Genomic DNA, 25,493 nt, shown 5'->3' with positions numbered 1-25,493 from the left:
ACTAACAGGAGATGCGCAATGCACGCGTACCTGCTCCGCGTAAGTCCCTGTCTGGAAGAAATCAGCTTCTCTGAAGGGTGGACGATGGCAACCCAGGTCGAGACGAAACTGTCGTTGCCCGCATTGACCGCGATGGTCGTCGGCTCAATGGTGGGCGCAGGGATTTTCTCGTTGCCGCGCAATTTCGCGCGCGCGACCGGACCGTTCGGCGCGGTCATTGCATGGTGCGTGGCGGGCATCGGCATGTATGCGCTGGCGCGCGTCTTTCAGGCGCTCGCGCAGCGACGGCCCGAGCTCGATGCGGGCGTGTTCGCATACGCGCGAGCGGGCTACGGCGATTATGCGGGCTTTCTATCCGCATTCGGCTACTGGATGGCCGGCTGCTTCGGCAACGTGTCGTACTGGGTGCTGATCAAATCGACGCTTGGCGCTTTCGTGCCGGCCTTCGGCAACGGCAACACCGCGACCGCGATCATCGTGTCGTCGGTGGGCATCTGGCTGTTTCATCTGGTGATGCTGCGCGGTGTCCAGCAGGCCACGATGATCAACACGATCGTCACGGTCGCGAAGTTGATTCCAATCGTGCTGTTCATCGTGATGCTGATCGCGTTGTTTCGCGCCGACATGTTTCGCGCGAATCTGTGGGAACGCAGCGATCAGATCGGCAAGGGCCTGTTCTCGCAGGTTCGCGCGACGATGCTCGTCACCGTCTTCGTGTTCGTCGGTATCGAAGGTGCGAGCGTGTACTCGCGCTATGCGAAAAAGCGCTCGGACGTCGGCGCCGCGACGATCACCGGCTTCGTCGCCGTGCTGTGTCTGCTGGTGCTGGTGACGCTGCTGCCTTACGCGACCTTGCCGCGCGCCGATATCGCGGTGATGCGCCAGCCGTCGATGGCCGCGGTACTCGGCGCGCTGCTCGGCCCGTTCGGTGTCGTGTTCGTCAGCGCCGGTCTGATCATTTCGATCCTCGGCGCGTACCTCGCATGGTCGCTGATCTGTGCCGAGGTGCTGTTCGCCGCCGCGCGTCTCGAGACGATGCCGCGTATCTTCGCGCGACAAAACGAGCGCAAGCTGCCGGTCGCCGCGATCTGGCTCACGAGTACCGTGGTGCAGTGTTTCGTAATCAGCACGTACTGGTCGACCGATGCATTTGCGCTGATGCTCAATCTCACGAGCTCGATGGTACTGATTCCCTATTTTCTCGTGGCCGCATACGGCATCAAGGCCGCGGGTGACGATAGTGGACAGAATGGCGGCACCTTGAGCGGCGCGTTGCGCACCGAGTATTTCGTCGCGATGTTCGCGACGTTGTATACGGCCTTTCTGCTGTTCGCGGGCGGCCTGAAGTTCCTGATGCTATCGGCGCTGCTTTATGCGCCCGGTACGGTGTTGTATGTGGTGGCCAAACGCGAGCGCGCTCATCGGGTGTTTTCGAAAGTCGAGTGGGTCATCTTTGCCGTCGCGGCCTGCGGCGCGATTGGCGCGCTGATCGGCCTCGCGACCGGCACGATCGTCATTTGAGCGGTCGATCATCGTAGTCGCACGAGCGCGGCTCGATCGGAACGTGTTCGCGGGAGAGCGATCGCAGCAATGGACAAGCGCGTCAGACTTTCAGCGCCGGGCCTGATGGCGATGGTGATCGGCTCGATGGTCGGGGTGGGCGTCTTTTCGCTGCCGCAGGCGCTCGGCAAATATACCGGCGTAGTCGGTTCGTTGATCAGCTGGACCATCACCGGCTCCGGCATGCTGATACTCGCGCTGATCTTTCAACGGCTCGCATGGCGCAAGCCGGAACTCGACGCTGGCGTCTACACATATGCGCGCGTCGGGTTTGGACGCTACACGGGATTTCTGTCGGCGTTCGGCTACTGGTGCGCCAGCTGTCTCGGCAACGTGGCCTATCTCGTGCTGATCAAGTCCGCGCTCGCGATCGTCGCGCCTTCATTCGGCGCTGGCAATACGTTTAGCGCGATCGTCAGTTCCTCGCTGATGATCTGGGTGTTTCACTTCCTGATACTGCGCGGCGTGAAGGGCTCGTCGGTAGTGAATGCGTCGATGACGGCCGCCAAGTTGTTCGCGCTTGGACTGTTCGCGGTGCTCGTGCTATCGAGTGTCAAGTGGCAGTTGTTCGTCGCGAACCTGTGGACCGTTCCCGAGCCGTCGGCGACCGGCCTGTTCGGCGAGGTGCGCAAGACGATGTTGGGCACGGTATTCGTGTTTCTCGGCGTCGAAGGCGCGAGTGTCTATTCACGGCATGCACGCGAACGGCGCGACGTCGGGGTCGCGACCGTACTCGGCTTTCTCTGCGTGCTTGCGTTGATGGTCATGGTCACGATGTTGTCGTATGGCGTGTTGCCGCTCGAGCAGTTGGGCACGCTGAAAAATCCGTCGATGGCTGGCGTGCTGAGCGCCGCGGTCGGCGCCTGGGGCGCGGTCGCGGTCAAGCTCGGCCTGGTGATATCGGTACTCGGTTCTTATCTTGCATGGACGTTGCTCGCCGCCGAAATTCTGCACGCGGCGGGCAAGAGCCGCACGATGCCCGCGTTTCTCGGGCGAGAAAACCGCAACCACGTACCGGTCGCCGCACTGTGGATGACGAGCCTCGTGATTCAGGCCTTTCTGATCGTGACGCTGTTTTCGAAAGAAGCGTTCACGCTGGCCAAGGAGTTCACGACGTCGATGAGCCTGATCCCGTATCTGCTCGTCGCCGGCTATGGGTTGAAGCTCGCAGCAAGCGGCGAATCGTATGCGGGGCAGCCGTGGTCACGTCGCATCGATTTCATGCTCGCGCTGCTGGGCTGCGGCTACGCGCTCTTTCTCGTGTACGCGGGCGGCCTGCATTATCTGTTGATGTCGACCGTGCTTTATACGGCGGCGACCGTGTGGTTTTACGTCGCCGAGCGTCGCAAGGGGAAACGGCCTGTGTTTACGCTGCTCGAACGCTGGCTGTTCATCGTGGTTCTGCTTACCGGGCTGGTCGCGTTCGTCGATCTCGTGCGCAATCATTTTGCGGCCTAAGGCTCGCGCTCGCGCGCCGCGCGCCGCGTGGCTCACATGATCGCGGCCTGGCGAATGCAGCGGATGGAATAGTCGGCCGGGCGCATGTGAATCGCGCCTTCGCGCTGCATCAGATGCAGTCTCCCCGTGCGCGACGTTTCAATGAAATCCAGTTTTTTCATCTTCAACGGAATTCAGCACGCGGGCAGCAACTAGCGGTTTCGGTTCAAATGGGCCCGCGAGGGCGGACCTGCTGTCGCGCGGTCCGCTAGAAGAAACACGGCGGTGGCGCCGGCGGCGATGGGGCATTGCGACGGGCCGACTGGGCTGGATGTTGAAAGCACTTCTTGCACCTATGACGCATATAGGACTCTGCTGACTTTTTTCTTGTTAGCGCATCGTACAATCCGCCTCTGCGCAAGGCGAAGATGTTTTAATCCCTCGCCGACGAGTTGGGGTGCGTTGCGCTATCCCATCTTCATGATTGATCCATGCTAGGTTGTATGCCCAAAAATTGCTTTGTCTTTACCAAAGCACACCGGCTTTCTCACCGATTTTGCATCGTTTAAAAAACAGTGGTTCGAAAACTTCTATTTGCGTGGTGCCAAAATGCCTTTGTGGAACGATCAAGACAATTTGATATGCGCTATTTGGACCGCACCGACTTGTGCGCTTAGATGATAGGCGTTCCCGACGCCGTTCGCTTCATTAGAAGCAGGAAGGTTGCGGCTCTCGATCTTGCTGCTGAGGTGTGCGGCTAGGCCCACGCAAACGCAGCGTCCCGTGGCGACACACAGGATCAGGGAAGTCGACGAGTGGATGGGACGAGATGCCCTGCGCCTTTCTCATCATGTAACGGCGTGAAATGACATGGTACTTTGGTGACAAGTCATGCAGGGTGTTTCGGCAAGGAAAAGGTATTCACCTGCGTGGTATGGAGTGTGAGTGAACAAAATAAGAGTGGGTATCGCCGACGATCATCCATTTATTCTCCTCGGCGTCGAGCATCTTCTTCAGCGTTGTCCTGACATCCAGGTCTGCTTCAAAAGCGAAAGTATCGGCCTGCTTCTCCAGCGGTTGGTTGAAGTGCCGGTCGATGTTCTTGTGTGCGACTACGAATTCGAAGGCGATCCGTATGCCGACGGTCTCAATCTTCTTGACCGGATCCGGCGTGTCGCCCCATCCATACGAGTAGTTTTTCTGAGCACGCATTCTTCCACGCACATCATTTCAGCCGCGCTCAACGGAGGGGCGGCCGGCTTCGTCGGCAAGGGTCCCGAGGGCTTTGTCAGCCTTACTGCTGCCGTTCGCGTTGCCAAAAATAAAAGCGTGTTTCTGCCTGATTCCATTGCCGACAAGATGTTGCGCGCAACGGGGCGCGCAGCGCAACGCGGATCTTCTCTCAATTTGCTATCTGAAAAAGAATCGACGGTCGTGCGAATGATCTGCGACGGGATGTCGATCGCAACAATTGCCGAGCGGCTCAATCGCAGTCCCAAGACCGTGAGCAATCAGAAGAACGCTGGCATGAAGAAGCTCGGTGCCAGAAACGACGTAGAACTCGTCACAATCGTGCGCGAGTGGTCCTGCTCCTAGCAATTGCCGCGATTCTCAGGCGGATTCTGTCGTTCTCGTGGCGCCTTCTCCCTATCGTAGGGTGGTCCTGTGACCTGTTCAGTTCGAGGAATCGACACGCCGGTTCTCGACTGACCTATTTGGTCTTTCATTTTGGGTATCGGCCCATTAACACCGATCTTCTTCAATGACATCATTCCTCTGCCTTGACGATCGCTGAACGTCCCGGCTTCACAAGGGTTTGTAGTTCTGAAATGGCAACAAAGAGGAATCTCATGAAAAAACAAGTAACGCAACTCATGATCGCGCTGATGGGCCTGTCCGTCGCGCCGATGGTTTTCGCTCAAGCTGTACCGGGCACAGGTCAGGTAACGTTCAATGGAGAACTGTATGACGACACCTGTGTGATCAACTCGGGTGACGAGGACCAAACGGTCACGCTGCCTCGGGTGTCTTCGCAGACGCTCCCTGCGGCTGGCGTAGTCGGCGGGTCCACGCCTTTCAAGATTTCGGTGTCGCAGTGCCCGGCAACGCTGAAACAGGTCGCGGCGCATTTCGAGACCACGAACATGGACCCGGTTACGCGTAATGCCATTAACCAGGCAACTACCTCGCCGGCCAAGTACGTCGAAGTGCAATTGCTTGACCACAATTTCACGAATGGCGTGGCGCAGGTGCTTCCGCTGGGCAGCACGGGCGAGTTCGTTGATGTTGGGAACGACGGTACGGCAACGATGTACTACGCCGGCCAGTACTATGCAACAGACAGAGCCACGGCCGGTAACGTGACGGCTGTTGTTCGCTACACGTTGGCATACCCGTAAGCGAATCTAAGCCGAATGGCATCGGGTTGCTCTTCTAGTTCGAGGGCAACCCGAAGTGGTATTCCGCTTATCTGTCGCGTGGAGGAGCGAGTGTCTTCAATGAAGTTTCCAATGTTGTTCGCCGCAGCTGTCACCTTAAGTGTGACCTCGTTTGCTGCACAAGCTGCTATCACCATTACCGGTACCCGAGTTATTTATCCGGCGCAAAACCGCGAAGTCAATGTTCGTTTGAACAATGTTGACAGCCGTCCGGTCCTGGTCCAGGCGTGGCTGGACGACGGCGATGCGGCAGCTGCCCCGAATGAAATCAAGGTGCCGTTCACGTTACTGCCGGCGGTATTTCGGGTCGAGCCTCACAGAGGGCAAGCTTTGCGCATCATGTTCACAGGCGGCGACATGCCGAAGGACCGTGAGGCCGTCTATTGGCTGAACGTTCTCGAAATTCCGCCGAAGCCTAAGGACGCTGATGACCGGAACATGATTCAGCTCGCGTTCCGAACGCGTATCAAGATGTTCTACCGGCCGGTATCGTTGCTCGATGACCCAACGGCGGGGCGGGCCCAGCTGAAGTGGCGTGTCGAGCCAAATGACAAAGGTCAGAGCATCGTTCGTCTGGACAACCCATCGCCCTACTACATTTCCGTCGGCACGGCAGAGGTGGAAACGGCAGGCAGGAAAGTCGCTCTTTTGCCCGATATGGCACCGCCGTTCGGGCACGTCGATCTCCGTCCACAAGATGGAAAGCTGGATATCAAAGCTCCTGCCACCGTTTCCTATACGGTTCTGAACGACTTCGGTACAGCGATCAAGGACTCGGCGGAAGTGACAGGTGCTCAAAGCGCGGAAGCGCAAAAGAATCAATAATTGAAATACGGGATGTCGGGCGTGCGGAATAGTAAGACGGCGGTTGAAAGAGTATTCAGTAATGTCCCTTTCCGGTTTCACCCACTGGCTTGGGCGGCAATCATAGCGTCGGGCTGGGTCTTTTGCCCAAATTCCGCGGTCGCCGCGTGCGCGCCGGAGTCAGCGGCGACGCCATCCAGCGACTGCTCGGCGTCCGAGTTGCCGCAACAGGCAGCCGGTGTCGACGGAGAGGCTGCGCGTACGGATGCGTCATCTACCACGGCGACATCAAATGCGCCCGCTGCGGAAGTTCCGCAAGAAGTCGAGTTCAATCCAGCATTCTTTACGGGCAACGTCGCCGATTTGTCACGCTATACGCGAGGCAATCCTGTTGCTCCCGGTGTTTATCCGCTCGAACTGCTCGTCAATGGTAAGAAGCGTGGACGCTTCGATGTCCTGTTTCAGGCAGTGCCGGGCTCGGATATCGCAACGCCCTGTTTCACGATGCCTGGCCTCGACCGCGCTGGCGTAGACACCGAGCGCGTGGCCCAGCGGTTGAAGGAAGCAGGAAAGGGCGACTTCGACGATACGGACGCGTCAGTGCAATGCGTCCCGCTGGTTGAAGCCGTACCGGGATCGGTTGCATCGTTCAACACCGCCGATCTGCAACTCGATCTGTCGATTCCACAGATCGAATTGCGCAAGGAGGCTGCCGGTTACGTTGATCCGTCCCGTTGGGACAACGGGATCAACGCAGGCTTCGTGCAATACAGTCTCGCCGGCTATACGACTCACCAGAACAATGGTAGCGGAGACTTCAGCAGTGTCTACCTCGGTCTGCAAAGCGGATTCAACGTGAACGGCTGGCGTTTCCGCCAGTGGTCCACGGTAAGCTCGCAGAACCGGGGTTCCGGCACGCATTGGCAAAGTGTCGCGCTGTTTGCGCAACACGATGTCACGGCGCTTAAGAGCCAACTGACGATCGGCGACAGCTCGACGAGCGGTGACGTCTTCGACTCATTCAACGTGCGTGGCGTCCAGCTTTCGAGCGACGACCGCATGTTGCCGGATTCCATGCGCTCCTACGCGCCGGTTGTGCGTGGCGTGGCTGATACCAATGCACGCATCATAGTGCGTCAGAACAACATCATCGTGGCCGAGACCAGCGTGCCGCCGGGGCCGTTTGAACTGAACGACCTGCCGGCTACGGGTTATGGCGGCGACCTTCAGGTCACTATTACAGAATCTGACGGCCGTCAGCGGACTTTTCTGGTGCCGTTTGCGTCCGTCCCGCAGTTGCTGCGGCCTGGTGTTGCACGTTTCAATCTGACGACCGGTGTCTATCGCGATACCGTGCTGAATAACCATCCGTGGGTGGCGCAGGCGGTTTATCAGCGCGGCCTGACAAACCTGTTGACCGGCTACACCGGTGCACAGTTTGCGGAAGGTTACTGGGCTGGCCTGGTGGGTGTCGCGCTCAATACGCCGCTCGGCGCATTCGCGTTTGACGTAACGGCGGCGGGAACGAATATTCCCGGCGTGTCTGGTGGTCGTCCCGGCTACAGTACGCGGATCAGCTACAGCAAGCTCCTTCCAGGGCCCAACACGAATTTTTCGGTTGCGGCTTACCGATACTCGACCTCACGCTTCTATAGCCTGCATGACGCGATGTACGCGCGATATGGCTCCCGAGACACCACGGGTCAGTATGACTACCGCACGCGCAGCCGTCTGCAGCTGAATATCAACCAGCCAATCGGCGAGTCGAGTTCTTTTTATATCGCCGGCAGTTCGCAGAACTACTGGGGCGCGTCGAAGGGCTACGATCTGCAATATCAGGTTGGTTTCAACAGCGCGTACAAGCGGGTGTCCTACTCGCTATATGCGCAACGCACGCGCCTGCAAAACTCGAAGATCAGCACGCAGGTAGGTTTGAACCTGACGATTCCGCTCGGCAAGGTCGACTCGAACGAGCATCATATGTTCGACTATCTGACCACCAACGTTTCGCGCGGCTCGAACGGGGACAGCACAATTCAGGCCACTGCGTCGGGCAACACGAGCGGAGCCACGCCGATCACCTACGGTGTCAACGCGTCACGGATCGTCGCCGGCGACAATCGGACCGTTTCCGCGGGTGGTTACGCGATGTATCGCGCGCCGTTTGCTACTTACAACGTCAATGCATCGATCAGCAATCAGACCCGTCAAGCTGCGTTCAACGCCGACGGCGCGGTCGTCGTTCACAGTGGCGGCATGACGCTGAGCCCACCGCTTGGGCAGGCGTTCGCGCTCGTCGAAGCGAAAGGCGCGGAAGGTGGCCGGATCATCAATGGCCAGGGTGCAAGGATTGACGCTAACGGCTATGCGGTGGTGTCTTCGCTGATGCCATACCGGGTCAACACGGTCGCGCTGGATCCGAGCGACGTGTCGCTCGACGTTGAACTGGGCAACACGAGTGAGGAAGTCGTGCCGCGCGCGAGTTCGCTCGTCAAGGTGAAGATTGCGACCACGCAGGGCACGCCGATTTTCGCCGAGGTTTTGGATCGGGAAGGCAAAGCCATGCCGATGGGCACCGAGTTATTCGACGAGTCCGAGAAATCGGTGGGCATCGTCGGTCAGGGTGGCCTCTCGTACCTGCGCGGCCTCGAGCACGAAGGCAAGCTGCTGGTGCGCTGGGGCAATCGCGCAGCGGAGCAGTGCGTGATGCCCTACACGGTGCCGGACGACGACAAGGCGGACCGCGGTCAGCGCACGGGGATCGTTGCGCGCATCAAGCTGAGTTGTGATCCAGCGCTAGTCTGGTCTCCGCCGGCAAAGTCCGTAGCGCGACGTTCAGCGGGGGCCGCGCTTGTCAGTTCGCTTCGCTGAAGTGCTAAGGTCGATACCCGGTCAGTTCCAGCGCTGCGCGCTTAGATGATTCCGCCGACAGTAGAGGTCAGAAAATGAAAAATATTTGCAGATACTTTCGGATTGCCGGACTAATTTCCGGATTGATCGCAGGTGCGCTGTTGGGATCGGTTTGCGTACATGCGCAAGGCTCGCCTTCGGTCACGCTCAATTTTAGTGGCACCTATAACGCGGAGACGTGTCCGTTGGTGAGTTCGCCCGACATGACGGTCACGTTGCCGACGCTTTCGACGCGATCGCTGCCGACGGCCGGAGTTATAGATGGCTCAAAGTTCTTTACCATCACGATTCAATGTCCAAGCGGTGTAACGGGGGCGCGCGTGTATTTCGAGAGCGGTTCGTCGACCGATCCCAACACCGGGAATCTGGACCTCCAGAATGCAAGCGGGGCGGCGTCGGCAACGAATGTACAGGTCATGCTGGCCAATGCGGACGGATCGCGGATCAAGGTCGGCGACCGGTCTACGATGAGAGTCGTTCCGATCACGTCCACGGATCCGACGCCGGTGGATTTCATTGCCAGCTACTACGCAACCGGTCGAGCCACGGCTGGCACCGTCAATACATTCGTCACCTATGTCGTCGAAATGCCCTGAGGTGCCGGCGCGAATACGTTTCTTATTATGTTTGACTCAACAGTCGCGCTCATGCGAGCGACTGCGTTGCATGCAGCACTGCTGTCCGACGGCGCGGAGCTGCCGGCTATTCCTTTTTGGCGCGCGCGTTGCAGTACGTTGGTCGAGACGCTACAGCAGCAAATGCTGGATCGAACTTTTCCGGCAACGGACATCCGGGAAGTCAGCCTCGCACAATGCGTTCTGCTAGATGAACTGACGTTGCATGCATTGCCGTCCAGGCAGCGCGAGGAATGGTTGCGTGACCCGCTGCAGATGCGTTTTCATGGCGTGCGCGATGGCGCCGCATGGGTATGGCACCGGATCGCGGCGGTGGTGGACGGCGGCGATCCGGACCCCGCCAGACTTGAGTTCTACACCATGTTGCTGGGGTTGGGCTTCGACGGCGGACGCGAAAACGCCAACGCATATCTGGAGCGTGCGAAATCGGCGTTAAACGGGCATCTGCGTAATAGGGCGGTGTTCTCCATACCCGACGCACCGGATAACGCCCTGCCACCGACCAATTCGCTTCGGTTGTCGGACGTGTCACGCATCTCGCATTCACGCAGAACCGCCGGCGGGGTGATTGCTGGTGCGGTTGCCATCGCGTCACTATGGACGGCGATGGACCTTAGTCTGGACGTTGCGACACGCGGTCTACCTCAAACGTCGTCGCCGCAGAGTAGTCCTATGCAGACGGAGCGTTCGCAATGATTTCCGGAAACAGCTACCGGGCGGCGCTGATCTGGATCGCTGTCTCCGTAGTTGGACTGATATGGCTATGTTTGCCGCTTGCTCTCCAACCATCGTGGCCCGTTGTGCTCAGTCTTGTTCTGTTGACGGCGGCGGGCGCCGCCGTTTTGCCAGCTTACGGGCGATCGCATCCGACCCACGAGGATCAGGATTTTCAGCTCGGGAACGTGCGTCAGTTATCGATCGTTCTCGTCGTCGGGCCGCATGCCGCCGCGTTGTTTGCACACGATGGCCAGACATCCACAGTGCGACGTAACGGTGATGCGCTGTGGTTGCGTGTCCCGTCCCCGCAGCAGTTGTCCAGCGTGTTGGCCACGGTGATGGAGTCGCATCAACGTCCGCCGGATGCCGTGTTGATGCCCGTTGTTCCCGACGGTGAGTGCGACGATGCTGTGATTCGCCGCGAATTTTCCCGCTGGAAGCATCAAATCGACGCTTGCATCGGTCCCCGGGCGTTCGTATTACCCTGCTATATCGCGATCTACGCGTACCTCGGCTCGAATAGCGACCACGCAGTGGAACCGGTCTGGTTCGGCAATGCCATGACTATCTCGACGATGCAACCCGCGACCGCAACCGCGCGGCAACATGTGCAAGCGCTCAGGCAACAGTTGGATCAGGCTTGGCTCGCTGTCGCCCACCCGGAACGTGCGTCGCGTGCCGGTCTGGGGCATGCAGTGTTCGACTGGCTAGAAGATGAGGCGCTGCTATCGATACTTTCATCGCTCGCGAACACCGCGCCGTTCTCGCTGCGCGGCTTGCTGTTGGCCGACATCGGACACCCGCCGATGCGTCCAGGCGCGTGGACGCGATGGCTCACCGGCAAGACCGCGCTGCGGCCGCTGCTGACGAGGCCGAAGGCTCAACCGAAGCCGCTGTCTCTGCCTTTACTTACGACCATCGCGCGGAACGACAGATTCCGGGTTTCGAAGAGCGAGTGGGCCCGGTCGTATTCCGGAAGCTTGCACGCGTTGGCTGCGTCGGCGGTCGTCCTGATGGTGTCGATCGGTGTCTCCGCATGGTCGAACAGCAGGTTGGTCACGCGAGTCGCCGACGATCTCGAGGCTTACACGCATATACCCACAGCCCGCGCGGATGCGAAGGGTGAGCGATTCGAATCGTTGCGCAGACAATCCGCCGAGCTGGCTCGCTATGCGAGCAACGGTGTGCCGACCGGGCTCGGCTGGGGACTGTATCGGGGCAAGCAGTTGCAAGTCGCGCTTGAACGCGTGAGCGCGACATCGCATTCCCCGACGATCGCCGCGCATTCCCCGCCCCTTGCAGTGACGATCGACAGCCTCTTGTTATTCGACAGCGGCAAGACGACGCTCAAGTCAGGTGCAGAGCCAAGGCTCCACGCGGTTCTCGATCTGATTCGCGCGAATCCCGACAAGCGAATTCTCATCGCGGGTCATACTGACAACGTGGGTGCCAGCGTCGCGAATCAAAAGCTCTCCGAGGCACGCGCGCGGGCCATCCGCGATTGGTTCGTCAACACGGCTACGTTGCCCGTCACACGTTTTGCAATTCAGGGGTATGGCGATACCCGGCCGATCGCCGGCAACGAAACTAGTCAGGGGCGCGAAATGAATCGTCGTGTCGAAATCACCGTTGTTCCCGATTCAGGCACGCACTGAAAGTACTCGTCGCGGGTAGCCCTCTGGGAGCCTGCGTTCGCGCACGCCAACCCGGCCTCGCTTTTGCGAACGGGACAGATTTTTGGGCAACCGCCCATATCGCCGCGCTGCTCCGAGACATAACATCATCAGCTTGCGGATTTCATACGAAAGCGAGCGGTGTCGCCGCTTCTTCTTTTACTTGAGCGAACAACCTCAGAGCATTATGTCGGCTTCTACCAGTTCTCAAAAATTCATCGCACGTAATCGTGCCCCCCGCGTCCAGATTGAATACGACGTCGAAATTTACGGTTCGGAAAAGAGAGTCGAACTCCCGTTCGTGATGGGCGTCCTCGCCGACTTGTCGGGCAAGCCGCTCGAACCGTTGCCCGCCGTCGGCGATCGTAAGTTCTTCGATATCGACATCGAGAACTTCGATGAGCGAATGAAGGCCATGAAACCGCGTGTCGCGTTCGCGGTGCCCAACACGCTGACGAACGAAGGTCATCTGATGGTCGACATCACGTTCGAAAGCATGGACGACTTCTCGCCCGCAGCCGTCGCGAAGAAGGTTGACGCGCTTGCGCAGCTACTCGAGGCGCGTACGCAACTCGCCAATCTGCAAACGTATATGGATGGCAAAAGTGGCGCGGAAAACCTGGTCAGCAAGGTGTTGAGAGACCCAGCGTTACTCGAAGCGCTCGCAAAGGCGCCAAAGCCGGAAGCGGCATCCACCGGCGAACCGGTGACCAACGAATGATTTTTGCTTTCCGCACGAAAGCACAGCCTGAAACAATGGGGAAATGATGGCCGAACTTCAAGCGAACACGCGCGCCAAGGCAACGGCGAGCGTGACCAATCAGTCCGATTTCAACGCACTCCTATCGCGCGAATTCAAGCCCAAAACGGAGCGCGCGCGCGAGGCTGTCGAGGGGGCTGTCCGGACGCTCGCTCAACAAGCACTGCTTACATCGGCAACGGTGTCCGACGACGCGTACAAAAACATAGAGTCAATTATTGGGGAGATCGATCGCAAATTATCCGAACAGATCAACCTGATTCTCCACCATGAAGATTTTCAGAGTCTTGAAAGCGCATGGCGTGGGCTTCATCACCTCGTCGCGAACACGGAAACCGATGAGAAGCTGAAGATCCGCTTTATGGATGTGTCGAAGGACGACCTGCGTCGCACGATGAAGCGCTATAAAGGGATTGCGTGGGACCAGAGTCCGTTCTTCAAGCAAATTTACGAGGAAGAATACGGGCAGTTGGGTGGCGAGCCGTACGGCTGTCTCGTCGCCGACTACTACTTCGATCACACGCCGGCCGATGTCGACCTCCTGGGCTCGATTGCAAAGGTGGCCGCAGCGTCGCATGCGCCGTTCATTACGGGCGCGGCACCGTCCGTGCTGCAGATGGACTCGTGGCAGGAACTCGCCAACCCGCGCGACCTGACGAAGATTTTTACGCAAAACCTCGAGTACGCACCTTGGAACTCGCTGCGTAGTTCGGAAGACGCGCGCTACATCGGCCTTGCAATGCCGCGTTTCCTTGCACGTCTGCCGTATGGCGTCAAGACGAATCCGGTCGACGAATTCAATTTCGAAGAGGCGACCGCCGGCGCGGATCATCAACGCTATGTATGGTCGAACGCGGCCTACGCAATGGCGGTGAACATCAACCGTTCGTTCAAGAACTACGGTTGCTGCACGCTGATTCGCGGCGTGGAAAGCGGTGGGGTAGTTGAAAACCTGCCGTGTCACACGTTCCCGACGGACGACGGTGGCATCGACATGAAGTGCCCGACGGAAATTGCGATCTCCGACCGCCGCGAAGCGGAATTGTCGAAGAGTGGTTTCATACCGCTCATTCACCGCAAGAACACTGACTACGCGGCGTTCATCGGTGCGCAATCGTTGCAGAAGCCGATCGAGTACCACGATCCCGACGCAACTGCGAACGCGAATCTATCGGCACGTCTTCCGTATCTGTTCGCGTGCTCGCGCTTTGCGCATTACCTGAAGTGCATCGTGCGCGACAAGATCGGCGCATTCAAGGAGCGGGACGAAATGCAGCAATGGCTCAACGAATGGGTCATGAACTACGTTGACGCCGATCCCGCTAATTCGTCGCAGGAAACCAAGGCACGTCGACCGCTGGCCGCGGCCGAAGTGGTCGTCGAGGACGTCGAGGGAAATCCGGGATATTACCAGGCGAAGTTCTTCCTGCGTCCGCATTTCCAACTTGAAGGTCTGACGGTTTCTTTGCGTCTCGTCGCGAAGCTGCCGCTCGTGAAGGATGCAGCCTGATCTGACGTCTACCGTTCATTCGGTGATTGAGCGACGGACAGGCGCTCACTAAATATGCCTGACTTTCATTGAGCATCTTTAAAACTAATCGGTATCAAGGAGTACTTTTATGGCGCAAGACATCTTTCTCAAGATTAACGGGATTGATGGTGAGTCGGCAGACGCTAACCACAAGGACGAAATCGATGTTCTGAGCTGGGCGTGGGGCGTTACGCAGCAATCGAATATGCACGTTGGTTCCGGTGGTGGCGCTGGCCGAGCCACGGTCGACGACTTCACGTTCGAGCATTTCATCGATCGTGCAACGCCCAACCTGACGCAATACTGCCTGACCGGTAAGCACATCGACGAAGCCAAACTCGTCGTGCGCAAGGCTGGCGGTAATCCGCTCGAATACATCAAATTCACGATGAACGACGTGCTGGTTACCTCGGTGCATCCGTCCGGCGTCAGCGATAGTGAATCGCGTCCGTGCGAAACGGTGCGTCTGTCCTTTGCTCGCCTGAAGCAGGAATATGTGGTGCAGAACGCGCAAGGCGGTAGCGGTGGTGCGATCACGGCGACCTTCGATATCAAGAAGAACACAGCCTAAATCGCACATTTTCCTGAATCTTGGCACGACGACCCTTTTGTCCTGGACGCCGTGTCAAGGTTGTTAACCGGGATGCCCGGCTGGATGCAGGCATCCCGGTTCATTCAGGGCGACGTGCGAGATCACCTTGATACCGTCAGATGGTTTCGATCTTTTTTTCCCGCTTCGCGATATGGCTGCGTATCGGAGGCTGGCTAGTCCTAAGCGGGGCGAGCGCATGGCTGTCCGGGTGCGCTACCGCGTCGGCTCCCGTTGTCAAGGAGCGAACGACCCTCCGGCTTCAGATCGCGGCAAGCGAGAACGTCAATCCGAACGAGTGGGGAACGGCGGCGCCGATCCTCGTGCGGGTCTACGAACTGAAGTCGCCGACGGCGTTTCAAACCGGCGACTTTTTCACGCTGCAAAGCGACGACAAAAAAATCCTTGGCGACGACGTGCTGGTCGTTGACGAATTTATTCTGCGTCCCGGCGATACACGCGAGATCGTCCGGAAGTCGAACCCCGCCACTACCGCAATCGGCGTGCTGGCCGGCTACCGGGATCTCGGGAAATCGGTCTGGCGCGCGGTTTACCGGTTGCCAATCGCGCCCGACGCCGCATGGTACAGGATGGCTCTTCCAGACAAGGAACAGAAGCTGACGATCCAGCTCGATCAGCGCACTGTTTCGATTTCAAAGTCAGACTAATTTCGATGAGTTGGTATAGCAAAGTTGTTTGGAGCGAAGGACTCTTCCTGCGCCCGCAATTGTTTCAGCAGCAGGAGCGGTATTTCGAGTCGTTCGCGCATCGCCGGAGCGCGCCGCTGAGCCCGTTTTTCTGGGGCTTCAGCCGTTATGAAATCGATCAGGAATCGCTCGCGTTCGGCAAGCTGGTGTTCAAGAGCGGGCTCGGCGTATTTCCAGACGGCACACCGTTCGAGGTGCCTGGCCTGACGCTGCCCCCGCCCCCACTGACGATCGGACCGGAACATCAGGAGCAGGTGATTTACCTGGCGGTCCCGCTTCGCTTGCCTAACACCGAGGAAACCGCCTTCACCGAGCAGAGCGGATCGCTGGCCCGTTACCATGCGTACGACGCCGAACTGCGCGACAGCAACGCGATCGGCCAAGGTCCGAAGCCCGTCCAACTCTCGAATCTGCGCTTGCGGCTGTTGCCCGAGAAAGAGCTGACGCAGTCGTGGATCGGGCTTGCGCTGACGCGCGTGAAGGCGCTGCACGCCGACGGCGCCGTGTCGCTGCACAGCGCCGACCACATTCCGCCCGTGACCGGTTACGGCGCGAATCCACTGCTGCGGGAATGGGCGATGCAGCTGCACGGCCTCGCGCGACTACGCGCCGACGCGCTCGCCGCCCGTCTGTCAGGTGCTGACGGCCGTACGGGCGCGGCGGCCGAAGTGGCCGACTATCTGCTGCTCCAGGTGCTCAATCGCTATGAGCCGCTGCTCGAGCATGTTTGCCAACTCGAGGAGACCGCGCCGGTGACCCTGTATCGCGAGCTCGCGCTTTTCGCGGGCGAGCTTTCGACCTTCGTGCGTCCGCAAACGCGGCGTCCGCGGGCGGCGCCGGGCTATGACCATGCGCAGCTCTACCGCAGTATCAGGCCCCTCGTCGAGGAGGTTCACTATCTGTTGAACCAGGTGTTGATTCGTGGTGCGCAGCCCATTCCGCTTACGGAGCAGGCGCATGGCATCCGTACGGCCGCCATGCTGCCGAACGAATTGGCCGGCTATTCGAGCCTCGTGCTCGCCGTGGGCGCGCAGATGCCTTCCGAATTGCTGCAGCAGCAGTTTCTTGCCCAAACGAAGATCAGTCATCCGCAGCGCTTGCCGGAATTGATCCGTTCGCACCTGCCGGGTCTGACAGTAGCGGCGCTGCCGGTTCCTCCGCGCCAGATTCCGTTCAACTCGGGCTTTATCTATTTCGAACTGTCGCGTACCGGACCGTTCTGGGAACAGATTGCGCGGCACGGAGGGCTTGCCATGCATGTCGCCGGGCACTTCCCGGAACTCAAGCTTGAGCTGTGGGGCGTGCGTCAAAAATGAGTACCGGTGCATACGGGGACGACGCGTTCGAGTTTCTGTTGAACCCCGACAACTCTGCTTCTGGCCAGAGCCAGCCGTCTGCTATTCCCGCTGGGCGTCCCACAACCGCGGGCGTCGCCAATCAGGAACCGGTGGTCGATGCGGCCGCGTTCGATCCGCCGGAACAAGTGCAGACGCGTCTGGAGCGCATGAAGGCTGCGCGCAATCCGTTGTGTGAAGCCGCGCAGCCTTTGTTGCGCATGCTGGCGGACATGCCGGCTTCGCTCGATTCGTTGGCTGCGGTCGCGAGCTTGCGCTCGCTGCTGGTGCGTGAGGTCGCCGCATTCCAGAAGGTCTGCGACAAAGCGAGTTTGCCGTGGAAGCACGTGGCGGCTGTTCGCTACGCGCTGTGCACCGCGCTCGACGAAGCCGCCAACCGCACGCGTTGGGGGAGCGGCGGAATTTGGGCCGCGGGGGGGCTGCTGCTCAAGTTCGAAGGAGAAGTGGACGGCGGCGAGAAGTTCTTCCTGCTGATCGGCCGCATGGCAACGGATCCCCAGGAGTACATCGACGTCCTCGAGGTGTTGTATCGCATTCTCAGCCTTGGATTCGAAGGACGCTACAGCGTTGCCGCGGACGGTCCACGTCATCTGGAGCAGATCCGGCAGCGAATGCTGACGCTTATCAGCGGCACGCGGGACACGATGCGGCTCGAACTGTCGCCGCACTGGCGCGGCGAGGAGCCGGGCAGGATGCGGCTGCTGAAAAGCGTGCCGGTCTGGGCGACGGCGGGCGTCGCTGCGCTATGTGTGTTCTCGCTGTTCGCCTGGTACAAGTATCGGCTTCTGGCGCAAAGCAATGCGCTGGAAGCGAAGATTCTCGCGATCGGAGAGCCGATCAAGGCCGCGGCTCCGGTCGTTCACGAGCGCTTGCGCCTGTCGATTTTGCTGAAAGACGAGATCGCTCGCGGCCAGGTCTCCGTCGAAGAGACCGCGAGCAGCAGCCGGGTCGTGTTCCGTGGCGACTACGTGTTCCTGCCGGGGCAAAGCCGCATTCGACCGGAACTGGATCCGGTGTTGACCAAGGTCGCGCAGGAGGTCGTCCGGGTCGGCGGCAATGTCACGGTGACCGGGCACACCGACAACCAGCCGATTCATACGGCGGAGTTTCCTGACAACCTGGCGCTATCGGAAAAGCGCGCCGCGTTCGTCGCCGACGTATTGAAGGCGCACGGCATGCCCGGCAATCGCATCGAGGCTGTCGGCAAGGGCGATACACAACCTGTCGCGGACAACAGTACAGCGGAAGGTCGTTCCCGCAATCGACGCGTGGAAGTCTTCGTCACGCATTAACGGGAAAGCCTTGATGTCTTATTTGAACCGCTTATCGAAACTTGTGCTCACGCGCCAGACGCTGGTGCTCGCCGCGATCCTCGTGACGGCTGTGGCCGTCTGGTTCGTGGGACCTCTGATTGCATTTGGCGACTACCGCCCACTCGAGAGCGTGCTCTCGCGCACGCTGTCGATCGTCGTGCTGTTATTGCTGCTGCTGTTCTGGCTGCTCGGCTGGTCGCCTGGCGTCATCGGCGTCGCGTTGCTGTGTCTCGCGCTCTGGTATTTCGGACCGATACTCGCGTTCGGCGAAACGCATCCACTCGGTACCACATGGTCCCGCGTGCTGCTGATCTCGGTGCTGCTTGCCTGCTACGCGATCTATGGGCTGTATCGTCTGTGGCGGGCAGTGCGCAGCGATGACGTGCTGCTGCAGCGCGTTCTGAACCCGTTCACGAAGAAGTCGGCCGCGACCCCTGTCGCACGAGACGAAATCCGCGCGCTTCACGCGGTCGTCGCGAAGGCTATCGACAAGCTCAAACGCATGCGCGGCGGACCGGCAGGGCTGCGTCGTCTGCTCGAAAGCCAGCGCTATCTGTACGAACTCCCGTGGTACATGGTGGTGGGCTCGCCAGGCGCCGGCAAGACGACGTTGGTCCTGAACTCGGGTCTGGATTTTCCGGAGGCGGATCAGATGGTCGCGGCGTCGCTGAGAAGCCGCGTCGAAACGGCGAACTGCGACTGGTGGTTCGCGAACGAAGCGGTGCTGATCGACATCGCTGGCCGCTATACGGTTCAGGACGCAGCGTCGCAAGACGCCGCGAAGGTTGACGTCGATCCGGAAGACCTGAAGAGCGTGAACGAGGCCGAGTGGCACGGCCTTCTGGGGCTGCTTCGCAAGCGGCGCCCGCGCGCGCCGATCAACGGTGCGTTGCTGGTCGTTTCGGTCGAAGAGTTGTTGACGCGCCCCGCGCCCGAACGAAAGGCGCTCGCCGCGTCGATGCGCGCTCGGCTCGGCGAGTTGCGCCAGCAGTTGGGGATTCGATTCCCCGTCTACGTGCTCGTCACGAAGCTCGATCTGCTGCCCGGCTTCGGGGAGTATTTCCAGTCGTTGACGGCGGAAAGCCGCGCGCAGATTTTCGGCTTCACACTGCCTTATCAGGAAGCGGCGGAAGAACAAGGCCGCGACACACTGCGCCTGAACTGCGCGGCCGAAATGCGTGAGCTGGAGCAGGGACTCGAAGACGGCGTCAACACGAGGCTGCAAGAGGTGTACGAGGTCGATCTGCGCAAGAAACTTTATGCGCTGCCGTCAGAATTTCGTAGCCTGTGCGCGGAACTCAATGAATTGCTCGCGCTGGTGTTTCTCGATTCGAAATACGACGACACGCAGTTGAACAGCACGCTGCGCGGCGTCTATTTCACGAGCGCGGCGCAAACTCACGAGGCCGTGTCCGCCGACAGCTCCACGCTCTTGCAGCGGCTGCGTCGCGGGCTCGCGGGTTGGTTCGGTGCCGCGCCGAAAACGGTCTCGCCGTCGTCCGGCGACGCTACGCCTACCGGCTATCGCGGCTATTTCTTGCGCAATCTGTTTCAGCGCGTGATCCTGGCCGAAGCGCATCTGGTGCGGCCGAACCTGTATTGGGAAGTCCGCTTCCGCGCGTTGCGTCTTATCGGACATCTGCTCGCGATCGTCGTGGCGGTGTGGCTGATTGGTGCGCTCGTCGTGAGCTTCGGCAACAACCGCGAGTATCTCGCCGCGATCGATGGCAAGGCCAATGCGCTCGCCGCGCGGGTCTTGTCGCAACGGAAGGCGCCGCAGCCCGGGACGATGGGGACGCTTCTGTCGGCGTCGCGCGACCTGCCTCAGTTCGACGGCATGGACCTCGACAGTCCCGGTGTCGCATGGCACTACGGGCTCTACACGGCGCCCGCCATCCGCGTCGCCGCCGGCGAGACTTACAACAATCTGCTGAAACAGATGCTGCTGCCGCAAGTCGTCGGCCGGCTCGAAACGGTGCTCGATACGCAAATCGGCGTACAGGACGCGGACGGCGTTTATCGCACGCTGATGGTCTACCTGATGCTGTTCGATGGCTCGCACTACGACGCGAAAGCGGTCAAGGCATGGGTGCTCGGCGACTGGGAACACGCCAACAGCGTCGCATCGCTCGGCGCGCGCAACGTGATGGCGCGTCACCTCGATGCGCTGATCGTGGAAGGGGTGCCCGCGGTGCCGGCAAGACCGGTGAATGCACGGCTCGTGCGCCGCGCGCGCGAGTTCCTTGGCCGCAATCCGGCGTCCGGACGGCTCTACGAACGTGCGATGAACGCCATGGCTCCCGAGGCGCCCGAGAACGTCACGCTGCTGAGCGCCGCGGGTCCGCAGGCCACTACCGTGTTCATGCTGGCCGGCGGTTCGACGCTCGCGCGAGGTATCCCCGGTCTCTATACCTACGACGGCTATCACGCCGTTTTTAACAAGCGCCTCCCTGATTTTCTCGAGCAGGCGCGAAAACAGGACGCTTGGGTGATGGGCGAGGCCGATGCATCGGCGCGGTGGCGGCGGATGGCAAACGGCAACGCACCGCGCAAGGACAGGCTCGCCGACGATATCCGTCGCCAATACCTGACCGACTATGGCAATTACTGGAGCCAGTTTCTCGACGACGTGAGACCGGTGTCCGGCAGCGAAGGCTCCCTGGCGCCCGATCTGCAGACGCTGCGTACGCTGGCTGCGCCGGATTCGCCGCTGGCGAGACTCGCGCGAACGGCCGCGCGCGAGACGTCGCTGTCGATCGTTGATGGCGCGGACGAGCCGTCGGCCGCCGGTAGTGCCATCAACGTGATCATGCGTCGCTCGCAGGCGGCGCGCGCAGCGAGCGCCGTGGCCGCAACCGCCACGATCGGTCAGCTCGCGCAACAGAAGATGGAACGTGAACTGGTCGACAGACGCTTTGCCGCGCTGCGCGAAGTCGTGACCGGCCAGGCCGATAGCGGGAGCGCGCTGCCTGGCGGCAGCGGCGTGCTGCAGCTGGGCGGCGTCATCGGGCTGATCAACGAGCAGTACACGCGATTGATGACGGCCGGCGACGTGCTCGCCACCAACAGCATGCCGCCCACGGACGACCTCGGCTCCACGATGCAGCTCGAGGCGCAGAAGCTTCCGCCGCCGTTTCGGGCCGTGCTCGCGGGCCTCGCGTCGCAGTCGATGCGCAAGGTGGACCGCAATGTCGGCTCCCTGCTCTCGATGCAGGTCGAATCGAGCGTTGGCGCGCAATGCCGTCGTGCTGTCGAAGGCAAATATCCGTTTGCCGCGAGCGCCCAGGAAGTCGACATCGACGATTTCAATCGCGTGTTCGCGGCCGGCGGCCTGCTCGACGACTTCTTCCACAAGACGCTCGCCAGCCGCGTCGATACGAGCATGCGGCCATGGCGCTATAAGCCGGTCAGCCCCGGCATGCCGCCCATGCAGGGACCGGGCCTCGAACCGTTCGAGCGCGCCGCGGCGATCCGTCAGACATTTTTCCGCGATCCAGGCGCGACCCGGATGTCGTGGAACGCGGGCCTCAAGGTCGTGTCGCTGGACCCCGAGATTACCGATCTGCTCATCGACGTCGACGGGCAAAACCTGCGCTATGCGCATGGTCCGGTCACGACGTCCCCGATCACCTGGCCGGGGCCGCGCGGCGGTTCGATGGCCGGCCTCACCGCAAATCCGCGCGTGCGTCCGGACACGTCGACCGTCATGACCGAAGGTCCGTGGGCGCTGTTCCGTCTGATCGACCGGGGCCGCGTGACGTCGACGTTGTCGTCGAGCCGCTCGGCCGTGGACTTCAATTTCGACGACCGGCACGCGGTCATCGAACTGACATCGGGCGGACAGTCAGGACCGCAACTCACGGCGTTGCTGCGCGATTTTCGTTGTCCCGGTAGCGGAAACGCGATGGCAAGGCGAGCGGACGCGTCGTCAGGCTCCGCATCCGCCGACGAGCTGTAGGGTCTTTTCGATATAGAGAATTTAGAGGAGTGCATGTCAAGTAATCCCTTGAACGCGATAAGTGTGCAAAGCCGCGCAGTGACCGTATCCAGCGCGGCGATACCGCGGTGGCCGGGGCAGACCGCGGACGGACAGACGCAGCCGGCGCTGGAGTTCCTGTCACTGAACGGCGACGAGCATCTCGGCAAGCTGTTTGAGTACGAACTGCTGTTGCGCACGCCTGACGATTACACGGTACCGCTTGCCGTCAGTGCCAACCTCGACCTGAAGGCGCTGCTAGGCAAGGAAATGACCGTCGCGATCGACCTCCAGCCGAGCGCCGACACCGAAGCATGTCAGCGCGAAATCACCGGACTCGTCGTCGCCGCGCAATACCTGCGTCGGGAAGGCCGCTACAACGTCTATCGTGTCGTGCTGAAGCCGTGGCTGTGGCTGGCGACCCTGACGACCGACTACAAGATTTTCCAGAACAGGACGGTCATCGAGATCATCGACGAGGTGCTGAAGGACTATCCGTACCCGGTCGAAAAGCGCCTCGAGGTGAGCCGCTATGCGCTCGAGGGTGAGAGTCCGACCAACGAACCGCGCGCGTTCCAGGTCCAGTACGGCGAGACCGATTACCACTTCATTCATCGCCTGATGGAAGAGTGGGGCATCTACTGGTTTTTCGAGCATGCCGACGGCAAGCACCGGCTCGTGCTGTGCGACCACATTGGCGCGCACCGCCACTCGCCGAACCCCTCATACCGGACGCTGGCGTTCCAACCGCAGGGCGGCAAGACCGACACCGAATACATCAGCGCGTTTTCGACGGCCGAAGTCTTGTGCACCGGTCACTACGTGACGAGCGACTTCGACTTCACGCGTTCGCGCGCCGACATGCGGGCGATCAATCAGCAACCGCGCGACACCAGCTGGAACCTGCTCGAGCGCTACGACTGGCCGGGAGACTACACCGACAGCAGCCACGGTGAACTGCTGGCGCGTACGCGCATGGAAGCACTGCGCGCGCCGGGTACGCGAGCGAAAGGCGAAGGTAACGTACGGGGACTCGCGTGCGGGCAGACGTTCGTGTTGACCAACTACGACTATACGGTCGCGAACTGCGAATACCTCGTCATCGGTACGAAGCTCGACCTGACCGGTACGCCGGACGAATCGGGTAGCGGCTACGAATACACCTGCAGCAACAAGTTCGACGCGCAACCGACAAGCGAAGTGTTCAGACTGCCGCGGGAGACCTCGAAGCCGGTCGTCAACGGGCCGCAGTCGGCTGTCGTCGTGGGTCCCGAGGGCAAGGAACTGTGGACCGACGAATTCGGCCGCGTGAAGGTCCGCTTCGTCTGGGACCGTTACGGCCAAAACGTCGAAACCGACTCCTGCTGGGTCCGTGTGAGCCAGGCGTGGGCCGGTCAGGGTTTCGGTGGCATCTACATTCCGCGCATCGGCCAGGAAGTCATCGTCGACTTCTGGAACGGCGACCCGGATCGCCCGCTGATCACCGGGAGCCTGTACAACGCGGCGACGCGTCCGCCTTATGACTTGCCAGGCAACGCGACGCAGAGCGGTTTCATGAGCCGGTCGATGGAAGGGGGCCTGCAGAACTACAACAGCATCCGCTTCGAGGACAAGGCGGGTGCCGAGGAATTCACGTTGCAGGCGGAACGGGACATGAACCGCCTGACGAAGCTGAATGAGTCACACGTCGTCGGTGCCGACTACACGATCGGCGTGGCCGCGGCGCACAGCATGACCGTCGGCGCGACGTCCAGCACGATCGTCGGCGGCAAGTACTCGGTAAGGGTGAAGGGTGTCGCCTTCTATTCCGTGGGTCTTGCACACTTTGTCTCGATTGGCGGGGCGGAGGAGACCGCGGTTGGGGGTGCCTCCCTTCTGACGGTGGGCGGTGCACGTACGGTCACGGTTGGTGGCGCGTCGACGCACGCGGTAGGCGGAGCCTATTCGCTGTCGGCCGGGGGGGCGCTGTCTATCGTGTGCGGCAAGTCGTCGCTGACCATGAACAAGGATGGCGAGATCAAGCTCATCGGTAAGTCGATCCGCATCCAGGGTGACACCCGCGTCGTGGTGCAAGGCACGCCGCTGGACCTTAACCCCGGTGACAAGGAATGCGGCAGCTCAGTGACGGTGCCAGTTCCTGTCGTGGTGCTCGATGCGCTGGACGTTCCAGTTATTCCGCCACCTCCATCGGACGAGCCGCTTCCGACGATATGTCCGCTGCCGACGGAAGAACCACTGCCGTCGGAAGAGCCGCCGCCGTCGGAGGAGCCGGCGCCATCGGAGGAGCCGGCACCGTCGGAAGAGCCAGCACCATCGGAAGAACCGCCGCCATCGGAAGAGCCGGCACCGTCGGAAGAACCGCCGCCGTCCGAAGAGCCGCCGCCGTCGGAGGAGCCGCCGCCCTCGGAAGAGCCAGCGCCGTCGGAGGAACCGCCACCCTCGGAAGAGCCGCCACCCTCGGAAGAGCCGCCACCCTCGGAAGAGCCGCCGCCGTCGGAGGAGCCGCCGCCCTCGGAAGAGCCAGCGCCGTCGGAGGAACCGCCACCCTCGGAAGCGCCGGCACCGTCGGAGGAGCCTCCGCCGTCCGAAGAGCCGCCGCCGTCGGAAGAACCGCCGCCCTCGGAAGAGCCGGCACCGTCGGAGGAGCCGCCACCGTCGGAAGAGCCGGCACCGTCGGAGGAACCGCCGCCGCCGATCGAAACACCGCCGGAAACCGGCATTGACGCGTAACAGCGTATTTCGCAATACCGTGCAGACGGCGAATGCGTTCGCGCATCGCCCTGCACGGACGTTCAGTTTCCATGAGGAGAAAATCGATCATGTTTCCAGCGGCTCGCAAAGGCGATGCGATCGGACATGGCGGTTCGATCGTCTCGGGTTCCCCGACGGTCTTCATCAATCGATTGCCTGCGGCGCTCGTCGGTATGAGCTCTGCCGTTTGCGCGCTGCACCCGTGCTCGCAAGCTGTGGTCGCGGGTTCGGGTACGGTGTTGATCAACAACGTGCCGGCGGCATTGGTTGGCGGCAAGGTTTCGTGTGGCGCGCCGTGTTCCGCTGGCTCGCCAGACGTGCGCATCGGTTCATGATG

General features: G+C 60.8%; 19 protein-coding genes. 18 read left to right on the top strand and 1 reads right to left on the bottom strand.

Annotated features, from left to right (window positions below; translation table 11 throughout):
• The first annotated feature begins 84 nt into the window (after nucleotides 1–84).
• Entirely contained in the window at nucleotides 85–1,521 is a 1,437-nt protein-coding gene (locus HDG37_RS05715) for a basic amino acid/polyamine antiporter (RefSeq protein WP_184045123.1), read from the top strand.
• 69 nt (nucleotides 1,522–1,590) lie between these two features.
• On the top strand, nucleotides 1,591–3,018 hold the full coding sequence (locus HDG37_RS05710) for a basic amino acid/polyamine antiporter (RefSeq protein WP_184045121.1): 1,428 nt from the start codon (nucleotides 1,591–1,593) through the stop codon (nucleotides 3,016–3,018).
• Between the two features lie 32 nt (nucleotides 3,019–3,050).
• Here the strand turns inward: HDG37_RS05710 and HDG37_RS39055 are convergent, their stop codons facing one another.
• Nucleotides 3,051–3,179 carry a hypothetical protein gene (locus HDG37_RS39055; RefSeq protein WP_260332761.1) on the bottom strand — a complete coding sequence of 43 codons (129 nt, stop codon included), beginning with the start codon at nucleotides 3,177–3,179 and terminating at the stop codon, nucleotides 3,051–3,053.
• A gap of 763 nt (nucleotides 3,180–3,942) precedes the next feature.
• Here HDG37_RS39055 and HDG37_RS05705 point away from each other — a divergent pair.
• From HDG37_RS05705 to HDG37_RS05630, 16 genes are all read left to right on the top strand, one after another.
• On the top strand, nucleotides 3,943–4,593 hold the full coding sequence (locus tag HDG37_RS05705) for a response regulator transcription factor (protein ID WP_184045119.1): 651 nt from the start codon (nucleotides 3,943–3,945) through the stop codon (nucleotides 4,591–4,593).
• Nucleotides 4,594–4,847: 254 nt separating this feature from the next.
• Entirely contained in the window at nucleotides 4,848–5,396 is a 549-nt protein-coding gene (locus tag HDG37_RS05700) for a fimbrial protein (RefSeq protein WP_184045117.1), read from the top strand.
• Between the two features lie 99 nt (nucleotides 5,397–5,495).
• On the top strand, nucleotides 5,496–6,260 hold the full coding sequence (locus HDG37_RS05695) for a fimbria/pilus periplasmic chaperone (RefSeq protein ID WP_260332760.1): 765 nt from the start codon (nucleotides 5,496–5,498) through the stop codon (nucleotides 6,258–6,260).
• Between the two features lie 12 nt (nucleotides 6,261–6,272).
• A complete protein-coding gene (locus HDG37_RS05690) occupies nucleotides 6,273–9,110 on the top strand; it encodes a fimbria/pilus outer membrane usher protein (protein ID WP_184045298.1) in 2,838 nt (945 codons plus the stop codon).
• A gap of 74 nt (nucleotides 9,111–9,184) precedes the next feature.
• Nucleotides 9,185–9,745 (top strand): fimbrial protein, encoded by a 561-nt coding sequence (locus HDG37_RS05685; protein ID WP_260332759.1) that lies wholly within the window; start codon nucleotides 9,185–9,187, stop codon nucleotides 9,743–9,745.
• A gap of 27 nt (nucleotides 9,746–9,772) precedes the next feature.
• Nucleotides 9,773–10,480, top strand: a complete 708-nt coding sequence (locus tag HDG37_RS05680) for a DotU family type IV/VI secretion system protein (protein WP_184045115.1) — start codon at nucleotides 9,773–9,775, stop codon at nucleotides 10,478–10,480.
• A complete protein-coding gene (locus HDG37_RS05675; RefSeq protein WP_184045113.1) occupies nucleotides 10,477–12,156 on the top strand; it encodes an OmpA family protein in 1,680 nt (559 codons plus the stop codon). The genes HDG37_RS05680 and HDG37_RS05675 overlap by 4 nt, the downstream gene beginning before the upstream one ends.
• A gap of 205 nt (nucleotides 12,157–12,361) precedes the next feature.
• On the top strand, nucleotides 12,362–12,895 hold the full coding sequence (gene tssB, locus HDG37_RS05670; protein ID WP_184045111.1) for a type VI secretion system contractile sheath small subunit: 534 nt from the start codon (nucleotides 12,362–12,364) through the stop codon (nucleotides 12,893–12,895).
• 46 nt (nucleotides 12,896–12,941) lie between these two features.
• Entirely contained in the window at nucleotides 12,942–14,444 is a 1,503-nt protein-coding gene (gene tssC / locus HDG37_RS05665; protein ID WP_184045296.1) for a type VI secretion system contractile sheath large subunit, read from the top strand.
• 109 nt (nucleotides 14,445–14,553) lie between these two features.
• On the top strand, nucleotides 14,554–15,036 hold the full coding sequence (locus HDG37_RS05660; RefSeq protein WP_184023663.1) for a type VI secretion system tube protein Hcp: 483 nt from the start codon (nucleotides 14,554–14,556) through the stop codon (nucleotides 15,034–15,036).
• A gap of 140 nt (nucleotides 15,037–15,176) precedes the next feature.
• On the top strand, nucleotides 15,177–15,722 hold the full coding sequence (tssJ, locus tag HDG37_RS05655) for a type VI secretion system lipoprotein TssJ (RefSeq protein ID WP_184045108.1): 546 nt from the start codon (nucleotides 15,177–15,179) through the stop codon (nucleotides 15,720–15,722).
• A 5-nt stretch (nucleotides 15,723–15,727) separates the two neighbouring features.
• Nucleotides 15,728–17,077: a type VI secretion system baseplate subunit TssK gene (gene tssK, locus HDG37_RS05650; protein WP_184045106.1), complete on the top strand. Its 1,350-nt coding sequence runs from the start codon at nucleotides 15,728–15,730 to the stop codon at nucleotides 17,075–17,077.
• Nucleotides 17,074–18,408, top strand: a complete 1,335-nt coding sequence (gene tssL / locus HDG37_RS05645; protein WP_184045104.1) for a type VI secretion system protein TssL, long form — start codon at nucleotides 17,074–17,076, stop codon at nucleotides 18,406–18,408. Before tssK ends, tssL begins: the two co-directional genes overlap by 4 nt.
• Nucleotides 18,409–18,421: 13 nt before the next feature.
• Nucleotides 18,422–22,387 (top strand): type VI secretion system membrane subunit TssM, encoded by a 3,966-nt coding sequence (tssM, locus tag HDG37_RS05640; RefSeq protein WP_184045102.1) that lies wholly within the window; start codon nucleotides 18,422–18,424, stop codon nucleotides 22,385–22,387.
• A 33-nt stretch (nucleotides 22,388–22,420) separates the two neighbouring features.
• Entirely contained in the window at nucleotides 22,421–25,135 is a 2,715-nt protein-coding gene (locus HDG37_RS05635; RefSeq protein ID WP_184045100.1) for a type VI secretion system Vgr family protein, read from the top strand.
• An 89-nt stretch (nucleotides 25,136–25,224) separates the two neighbouring features.
• Entirely contained in the window at nucleotides 25,225–25,491 is a 267-nt protein-coding gene (locus tag HDG37_RS05630; RefSeq protein ID WP_090810707.1) for a PAAR domain-containing protein, read from the top strand.
• The last annotated feature ends 2 nt before the right edge of the window (nucleotides 25,492–25,493 follow it).

It is taken from the genome of Paraburkholderia sp. MM5384-R2, from assembly GCF_014201025.1.
GTDB classification, from domain to species: Bacteria; Pseudomonadota; Gammaproteobacteria; order Burkholderiales; family Burkholderiaceae; genus Paraburkholderia; species Paraburkholderia tuberum.
Note: the sequence above shows the minus strand (reverse complement) of the source record. Positions and strands in the feature narration are given on the sequence as shown.

Coding starts and splice junctions, on each gene's coding strand:
- HDG37_RS05715 (WP_184045123.1), top strand. CDS start 85: ATGGCAACCCAGGTCGAGACGAAACTGTCGTTGCCCGCATTGACCGCG.
- HDG37_RS05710 (WP_184045121.1), top strand. CDS start 1,591: ATGGACAAGCGCGTCAGACTTTCAGCGCCGGGCCTGATGGCGATGGTG.
- HDG37_RS39055 (WP_260332761.1), bottom strand. CDS start 3,179: ATGAAAAAACTGGATTTCATTGAAACGTCGCGCACGGGGAGACTGCAT.
- HDG37_RS05700 (WP_184045117.1), top strand. CDS start 4,848: ATGAAAAAACAAGTAACGCAACTCATGATCGCGCTGATGGGCCTGTCC.
- HDG37_RS05695 (WP_260332760.1), top strand. CDS start 5,496: ATGAAGTTTCCAATGTTGTTCGCCGCAGCTGTCACCTTAAGTGTGACC.
- HDG37_RS05690 (WP_184045298.1), top strand. CDS start 6,273: ATGTCGGGCGTGCGGAATAGTAAGACGGCGGTTGAAAGAGTATTCAGT.
- HDG37_RS05685 (WP_260332759.1), top strand. CDS start 9,185: ATGAAAAATATTTGCAGATACTTTCGGATTGCCGGACTAATTTCCGGA.
- HDG37_RS05680 (WP_184045115.1), top strand. CDS start 9,773: ATGTTTGACTCAACAGTCGCGCTCATGCGAGCGACTGCGTTGCATGCA.
- HDG37_RS05675 (WP_184045113.1), top strand. CDS start 10,477: ATGATTTCCGGAAACAGCTACCGGGCGGCGCTGATCTGGATCGCTGTC.
- tssB (WP_184045111.1), top strand. CDS start 12,362: ATGTCGGCTTCTACCAGTTCTCAAAAATTCATCGCACGTAATCGTGCC.
- tssC (WP_184045296.1), top strand. CDS start 12,942: ATGGCCGAACTTCAAGCGAACACGCGCGCCAAGGCAACGGCGAGCGTG.
- HDG37_RS05660 (WP_184023663.1), top strand. CDS start 14,554: ATGGCGCAAGACATCTTTCTCAAGATTAACGGGATTGATGGTGAGTCG.
- tssJ (WP_184045108.1), top strand. CDS start 15,177: ATGGTTTCGATCTTTTTTTCCCGCTTCGCGATATGGCTGCGTATCGGA.
- tssK (WP_184045106.1), top strand. CDS start 15,728: ATGAGTTGGTATAGCAAAGTTGTTTGGAGCGAAGGACTCTTCCTGCGC.
- tssL (WP_184045104.1), top strand. CDS start 17,074: ATGAGTACCGGTGCATACGGGGACGACGCGTTCGAGTTTCTGTTGAAC.
- tssM (WP_184045102.1), top strand. CDS start 18,422: ATGTCTTATTTGAACCGCTTATCGAAACTTGTGCTCACGCGCCAGACG.
- HDG37_RS05635 (WP_184045100.1), top strand. CDS start 22,421: ATGTCAAGTAATCCCTTGAACGCGATAAGTGTGCAAAGCCGCGCAGTG.
- HDG37_RS05630 (WP_090810707.1), top strand. CDS start 25,225: ATGTTTCCAGCGGCTCGCAAAGGCGATGCGATCGGACATGGCGGTTCG.